Raw genomic sequence first — 6,644 nt, forward strand, 5'->3', positions numbered from 1 at the left:
TTGTGACTATTGATCTTCTTAAGAATGTGTTGTTTATACGAATCAAGTGATTAGCTGGATTGTTTTTCACATAAGAAAGCATAATAAATATTTTGATCAAGGAGTGATCATGAGTTTAGCCACTATTTATAGTCGTGCCCGTGTGGGCGTGTCTTCTCCTTTAGTTACCGTCGAAACCCATATTTCAAATGGGCTGCCTTCCCTAAATATTGTCGGCCTTCCCGAAGCGGCTGTCCGTGAAGCAAAAGATCGTGTGCGTAGCGCGATTATTAATAGCCATTTTGAGTTTCCTACTCGACGCGTCACCATTAATTTAGCGCCAGCAGATTTACCCAAAGAGGGTGGTCGTTATGACTTGGCGATTGCTATTAGTGTATTAGTGGCATCAGGTCAACTTGGAGAGTTGAACTTACGAGATACTGAGTTTATTGGTGAACTGGCATTGTCGGGTGATATTCGAGGTGTGCCGGGTTTATTGCCATCAGCCATTGCTTGTCATCAGGCGAATCGTCAGCTAATTCTTCCTGAAGATAATCAGCAAGAAGCGGCTCTTGTAGAAGGCAATGCAGTATTTGCAAAACATTTAACCCAAGTGACCGCACATTTACTAAAACAAACAGCACTGCCTGTTTGTGTGTCAACTCCAGCTGAGCCTTTGCCGTTAGATCATAAAGACATGCGTGACGTAAAAGGTCAGTATCAAGCACGGCGAGCCCTAGAAGTTGCAGCGGCTGGTGGTCATAATCTATTGTTTATTGGTCCAGCTGGAACTGGTAAAACCATGTTGGCGTCTCGTTTACCAAGCATTATGCCGGCGATGACCGAAGCCGAAGCTCTTGCTGTGGCATCGGTGCAATCAGTGGCGGGACGTAAAATGGGCTTGGATTGGCATTGGTCTGAAAGACCGTTTCGATCTCCGCATCATTCTTGTTCTGCGGCGGCGCTGGTTGGTGGTGGCTCAATTCCTAATCCGGGAGAAGCGTCTTTGGCGCACTGCGGTGTGCTTTTTCTCGATGAATTGCCGGAATTCGACCGCAAAGTATTGGAGGTATTGCGCGAACCATTAGAAAACGGTGAAGTTCATATTTCACGCGCTCGTGGACAAGTGACCTTTCCGGCTCGTTTTCAGTTGGTGGCTGCGATGAACGCCAGTAATGAAGCCTACAGTGGCGGGCAGGATTATTATCAATCTAGTGCCAGTCAAAAATACCTTAAAAAACTCTCTGCGCCTTTTTTAGACCGTATTGATTTGCATGTAGAGGTGCCGCCTTTACCATCGAATGTTTTAGTAAACGCTGACGAAGAAGGGGAGAGCAGTGCAAGTGTTCGCGAACGAGTAGAGCGCGCGGTAACAAGGCAACGAGTGCGCCAAGGCGTGCAAAATGCGCTGTTAAGTGGTCGTCAGTTAGAAAATATTTGTGCTCTGAGTCATGACGATAAACAGTTTATGCAGCAGGCGTTGGAAAAATTAAAACTCTCGGCACGGGCTTATCATCGAGTGTTAAAAGTCGCGCTGACCTTGGCGGATTTAAGTGACTCTCCCGTCACCAGAGCGCATTTAATGGAGTCGTTAAGCTATCGAAAGATGGAAAAAACTTTATCCATGGCGGTATCTTCATAGCATATGCTGCAATTTCATCTTAGTAAGGTTGATAACATGGTGACGTAGCGGCTTCTATACAAGAGTTAATACACGATAAATGCTGTTTTAACCCATGCCATTTAGTTACAATTCTCCGCCCATTTTCATTGCTCCTTCGTAGAGTGATTTTTGTAATGGGACTAATAATAATTAATTGTGGTGTCTGTTCGTTTTGCTGATTTTGTGGAAGCAAAACTGAGCGGCATAATTGGAGTCTTGTATTATGGTTATCCAGCTGTTCCCCTTTTGGGCATTATTGCTATCTGCAATCGCCTTCTTCCAACCGGATTTGTTTGTTGGTTTGAAAACTCAAATCGTTCCATTATTGACCATCATTATGTTGGCAATGGGATTGGCGCTAAGCCCTGCGGACTTTAAGCAAGTGTTGAAGAACGGCAAAGCTGTTGGTGTTGGCGTTTTATTACAGTTTTTAGTCATGCCTATTGCCGCCTTTGGTGTGGCCTTTGCGTTTGGTTTTGATACGGAATTAACCGTTGGCATGTTGCTTGTGGGCAGTGTGGCGGGTGGTACCTCATCGAATGTTATGTGTTACTTAGCGAAAGGTGACACGGCGCTGTCCATTTCTATGACAGCTATTTCTACCTTGTTGGGTGTGATACTAACGCCATTCTTGGTGTCGATAATGATTGGTCAAAGTGTTGATGTCCCCGTCGCTGGTATGTTAATGAGCTTGTTTAAAATTGTTCTGCTTCCTGTTGCAGCAGGTGTGTTAATTAACACGTTTTTCTCAAAATTTGTTCGTAAGGCAGAACCAATTTTCCCTTATATCTCGATGTTTGCCATCGTGCTTATTATCGCCATTGTAGTGGCATTGAGCGCTTCTAAGATTGTTCAAGTGGGTCTTATGGTTGCAGCGGCGGTGATTATTCATAATGCGATTGGTTTGACCTTGGGTTACTGGGTAACTTACTTACTCGGATTCGATCAACGTGTTTGTCGCACCGTTGCGTTTGAAGTCGGCTTGCAAAACTCTGGTTTGGCGGCAGCGCTTGCAGTGAAATTTTTCACGCCTATGGCAGCTTTACCTGGAACGATTTTCAGTGTGTGGCACAATATTTCAGGATCTTTGTTGGCGAGCTATTGGAGCCGTCGGCCTGTTGCTGAAAGCAACGCTCAAGATACCGATAAATAAAATATTTGCTTAGCGTCAAAAAAGGGATGCCATTTGTGCGTCCCTTTTTTATGTCTGTTGCATGGTTATCACAGTGCGAGATTCTTCATTGTCGGGTACACTTAGCGCTGATTTTTAATAGCCCTACGAGCCAGAGTTTTCCATGAGTGAGTTATTGCCATCCATATCCCATCGTCTTCGTAATCTGAATGAGCGTCAGTTAGATGCCGTCAAACAAATCGATGGGCCTTTGCTTGTATTGGCGGGTGCTGGATCAGGAAAAACCAGTGTAATCACCACAAAAATAGCCTATCTGATTCAAACCTGTGGCTTTAAGGCAAACAGCATTATCGCGGTAACCTTTACCAATAAAGCGGCGCGAGAAATGAAAGAGCGTGTGGTGGGCATGTTGTCTAAACAAGAGAGTCGCGGCTTGAGTATCTCGACTTTCCATAATTTAGGCTTACGGATTCTTCGTAAAGAATATCGCCGCGCGGGTTTAAAAGAAGGCTTCACCCTTTTTGATTCCCAAGATTCACTTAGTCTGATCAAAGAAATCCTCGATAAAGAATTTAACGGTCAAACTGACTCGGCCGCTTACTGTCAAAATACGGTTTCCAACTGGAAAAACGATCTAACCACGCCGCAAGAAGCCATGACCAATGCAGATACCGAAGAGTTTCTGTTAGCGGCGCAAGTGTATGTGCAATATCAGCGTTATTTGCGTGCTTACAACGCGGTGGATTTCGACGATTTGATTTTATTGCCAGTGAGTTTATTAATGGCCGATGCGGAACTGCGGGATCGTTGGCAAAACAAAGTTCGCTACTTGCTGGTGGATGAGTGCCAAGACACCAACGCCAGTCAGTATGAATTGATCCGTTTGTTGGCCGGTTTTCGTCGTTGTTTTACTCTGGTGGGCGATGATGACCAATCGATTTATGCGTGGCGTGGCGCACGTCCTGAAAACCTTGAGCGTTTGTCTGTCGATTACCCGAGTTTGAAATTGGTCAAGTTAGAGCAAAACTATCGTTCGACTAAAACCATCCTGAAAGCGGCCAATACCTTGATAGCGAACAATCCGCATATTTACGATAAAGCTTTGTGGAGTGATCACGAAGAGGGCGACCCGATTCGTGTCATGGTGACCCGTAACGAAGACGCAGAATCCGAACGTGTTGCGGCGGAAATCCAGTCACGCCATTTGCGTCATGAAATTCCTTATCGAGATTTTGCCATCTTGTATCGTGGTAATCACCAAGCGCGTCTGTTGGAAATCAAGCTGCAAGCCTACCGTATTCCTTACAAGATGAACGGCGGGACTTCGTTTTTCTCGCGTGCGGAAATCAAAGATTTAATGAGTTATTTACGTCTCTTGGTGAACCCATCGGACGACAATGCCTTCTTGCGTATTGTGAACTTACCACGCCGAGAAATTGGACCTGCAACGCTGGAAAAGGTTGGTAACCTTGCCACTGAACGCGGCGTGAGTTTGTTTGAAGCGTCAGGTTACAAAGAACTGGAAGACACAGTGACAGGGCGGTCATTAAAAAGCTTGCAGGAGTTCGAACGTTGGATGTCCAATCTACGCCAACGCCTAGAAGGTGCCTCGCCTGTGCCTGTGATCGAGCAAATGATCCATGACATGGATTATTACGGTTGGATTCAAGAGCAAACCTCTTCGTCTAAAGCTGGCGATCGACGCATTGAAAACGTGCGCTTCTTGTTGGATTCCATTCAGCGCATGATGGAGTCTGCATGGGAAGAAGACGAAACCGCGGGGTTGGATCAGGCAATCAGCAAGCTGTTATTGATCGACATGTTGGAACGCCAAGAAGAAGAGGAAGACGAGGACAAAGTTCAGCTGCTGACACTTCATGCCTCGAAAGGTTTGGAATACCCTCATGTGTTTTTGATCGGTTGCGAAGAAGAGCTTTTACCTCATAGAAACAGCATCGAAAGTGACGACATCGAAGAAGAGCGTCGTTTGGCTTATGTAGGAATTACTCGGGCTAAAAAGACACTCTGTATCACACTGGCGGCAAAGCGTCGCCAATACGGCGAAGAAATCGATTGCTTGCCAAGTCGATTCTTAGACGAATTGCCGGAAGAAGACTTGGTGTGGGAAGGGCGTTTAGACGAAGGGGAAGGCGCTAAAAAAGAGCGCGGACAAGCCTCGTTGTCGGCATTAAAAGCCATGTTGAATGGTTGATTTAGCCAACCGTCGAAAAAGTTATTTTTGACTGTTGTCGATCATGTATTGAATCGCACTGCGAAGCTCGTCTTCAGTGCAATCAAAACACAATCCTTTTGGTGGCATGGCTTTAAAGCCGCTCATCGCGTCTTTTAGTAAAACGTCCATGCCCTTGTCTATTCTCGGTTGCCAATCTTCAGGGTGGCCAAACTTAGGCGCCCCCGCCACACCGTTCATATGACAGGCAATGCAATAGCTGTTGTAAAGCGCCTCGCCAGAGCGAGCGGCATTGGCGCTTGCGACGCTGAAAAGGAGCACAACCGAGGCGATTCGGATAACGTGAGCGAGCTTGAACAGCGGAAATGGCATCGACACAGGCATTCCTTATGGACATCACAGAGTAAAAAAGATTAAGCGATTATCCTCGACTTTTTTCATCAGGTAAATGAAGGATACGTGTATAAAAAACACGAAACTCAGGCTTTGTGTCATTAAGCACTGGAATCCTGAGGAATTTCCATTAGAATACGCACACAAATTTGTTCTGGCACACTTTGCGTCTTGCAATCCAATCCACGCCGAACAACCGTAATGCGCCCGTAGCTCAGCTGGATAGAGCGTCGCCCTCCGGAGGCGAAGGATCGGCCGAAATGGTCACCGTAGGGCACAGGACAGAAAAGTAAGTGAAATGATATGCACCCGTAGCTCAGCTGGATAGAGCGCGCCCCTCCGGAGGGTGAGGTCGGAGGTTCAAATCCTCTCGGGTGCACCATTTCTTCAATTAATTCAGTGATTTACACGGGTTTTAGCGTTTAACTCTTCCAAGAATACCCCATTTCCTTTTTTTCAGTACTAATGCTGCATTTCAAATAACACTCTTCAAGCTGTCTCAAATGTCCTTCGCTTTTTGTGACCAAAACCGCCTCTTTTTTGACTTGTGACCAAAATGTGGCCATATGGTGACCAAAATGATTTTTAGGTCATTTGAAGCATCGAAATTTTCGCTAGTTACTCTTCGGTTTTTTGTATTTCTAGTAAGTCTTCGATTCCACATCCTAAGTAATTACATAGCTGCTCCAGTACTTCGAACTCTACGCGCACGGCTGTCTCATGGTATAGGCGTGTAATAGTTCCTCTATTAATTCCTGTCTCATTAGAAACGTCTGAAATTTTGAGTTTCTTTTCACCCATAATTTTAGATAAGTGACACTTTATCATCTTAAACCTCAAAAAATGATCTGCAGAAGATCAAAAAGACTTGCAATAGATCTAAAAAAGACTATTATGATCTATAAAAGATCATTAAGGTCTTTTGAAGATCCTAATAACTTGTAGGAGTTTAATATTATGTCACAAACATATCTAACAACCGAAGAACTTTCTGGACGCATCAAGTACGACAGCAAGACTATTCGTCGAAAATTAAAGGACACGGTTCTTATTGAAGGTATCCATTATTTCCGACCATTCGGTGGTCGTAAAATTTTGTACATCTGGGAGCAGATAGAGGAAGACATGTTTAAAGCGCCTGCCATTAACACATTGATGGCTGGTGTCCACTAGGAGGGTATATGGGAAGCATGTTGTGGTTGAATTAGCCGGACACTTCAATAAAGGATAATATCCAATTATTGAGGTGTAAAATGACTAAACGTACTAACAAACAATATCCAAAC

Annotated in this window: 6 protein-coding genes and 1 tRNA gene; 5 read left to right on the top strand and 2 right to left on the bottom strand. The window is 44.9% G+C overall.

Annotated elements, in window-relative coordinates:
* The first annotated feature begins 109 nt into the window (after window positions 1–109).
* The 3 genes from DFP77_RS12435 to rep all read left to right on the top strand — a co-directional run bounded on the left by DFP77_RS12435 (window position 110) and on the right by rep (window position 4,986).
* Window positions 110–1,621: a YifB family Mg chelatase-like AAA ATPase gene (locus tag DFP77_RS12435; protein WP_114412605.1), complete on the top strand. Its 1,512-nt coding sequence runs from the start codon at window positions 110–112 to the stop codon at window positions 1,619–1,621.
* Between the two features lie 244 nt (window positions 1,622–1,865).
* The gene (locus DFP77_RS12440; RefSeq protein WP_114412606.1) at window positions 1,866–2,795 is read left to right on the top strand and encodes a bile acid:sodium symporter family protein; all 930 of its coding nucleotides are present in this window, start codon (window positions 1,866–1,868) and stop codon (window positions 2,793–2,795) included.
* A gap of 142 nt (window positions 2,796–2,937) precedes the next feature.
* On the top strand, window positions 2,938–4,986 hold the full coding sequence (gene rep / locus DFP77_RS12445; protein WP_114412607.1) for a DNA helicase Rep: 2,049 nt from the start codon (window positions 2,938–2,940) through the stop codon (window positions 4,984–4,986).
* Window positions 4,987–5,007: 21 nt separating this feature from the next.
* Here the strand turns inward: rep and DFP77_RS12450 are convergent, their stop codons facing one another.
* Window positions 5,008–5,337, bottom strand: a complete 330-nt coding sequence (locus tag DFP77_RS12450; RefSeq protein WP_114412608.1) for a c-type cytochrome — start codon at window positions 5,335–5,337, stop codon at window positions 5,008–5,010.
* 326 nt (window positions 5,338–5,663) lie between these two features.
* Between DFP77_RS12450 and DFP77_RS12460 the strand changes: the two genes are divergently transcribed.
* Window positions 5,664–5,740: transfer RNA gene (locus DFP77_RS12460), tRNA-Arg, on the top strand.
* A 236-nt stretch (window positions 5,741–5,976) separates the two neighbouring features.
* Here the strand turns inward: DFP77_RS12460 and DFP77_RS12465 are convergent.
* Entirely contained in the window at window positions 5,977–6,186 is a 210-nt protein-coding gene (locus tag DFP77_RS12465; RefSeq protein WP_114412609.1) for a helix-turn-helix domain-containing protein, read from the bottom strand.
* 129 nt (window positions 6,187–6,315) lie between these two features.
* Between DFP77_RS12465 and DFP77_RS12470 the strand changes: the two genes are divergently transcribed.
* Window positions 6,316–6,531 (top strand): hypothetical protein, encoded by a 216-nt coding sequence (locus DFP77_RS12470; protein WP_114412610.1) that lies wholly within the window; start codon window positions 6,316–6,318, stop codon window positions 6,529–6,531.
* Window positions 6,532–6,644 lie beyond the last annotated feature (113 nt).

The sequence above is a fragment of the Marinomonas foliarum genome, from assembly GCF_003337275.1.
Classification (GTDB): Bacteria; Pseudomonadota; Gammaproteobacteria; order Pseudomonadales; family Marinomonadaceae; genus Marinomonas; species Marinomonas foliarum.

Bases quoted from the DNA above. Each gene is read 5' to 3' on its own strand.
- DFP77_RS12435 (WP_114412605.1), top strand. From the start codon at position 110: ATGAGTTTAGCCACTATTTATAGTCGTGCCCGTGTGGGCGTGTCTTCT.
- DFP77_RS12440 (WP_114412606.1), top strand. From the start codon at position 1,866: ATGGTTATCCAGCTGTTCCCCTTTTGGGCATTATTGCTATCTGCAATC.
- rep (WP_114412607.1), top strand. From the start codon at position 2,938: ATGAGTGAGTTATTGCCATCCATATCCCATCGTCTTCGTAATCTGAAT.
- DFP77_RS12450 (WP_114412608.1), bottom strand. From the start codon at position 5,337: ATGCCATTTCCGCTGTTCAAGCTCGCTCACGTTATCCGAATCGCCTCG.
- DFP77_RS12465 (WP_114412609.1), bottom strand. From the start codon at position 6,186: ATGATAAAGTGTCACTTATCTAAAATTATGGGTGAAAAGAAACTCAAA.
- DFP77_RS12470 (WP_114412610.1), top strand. From the start codon at position 6,316: ATGTCACAAACATATCTAACAACCGAAGAACTTTCTGGACGCATCAAG.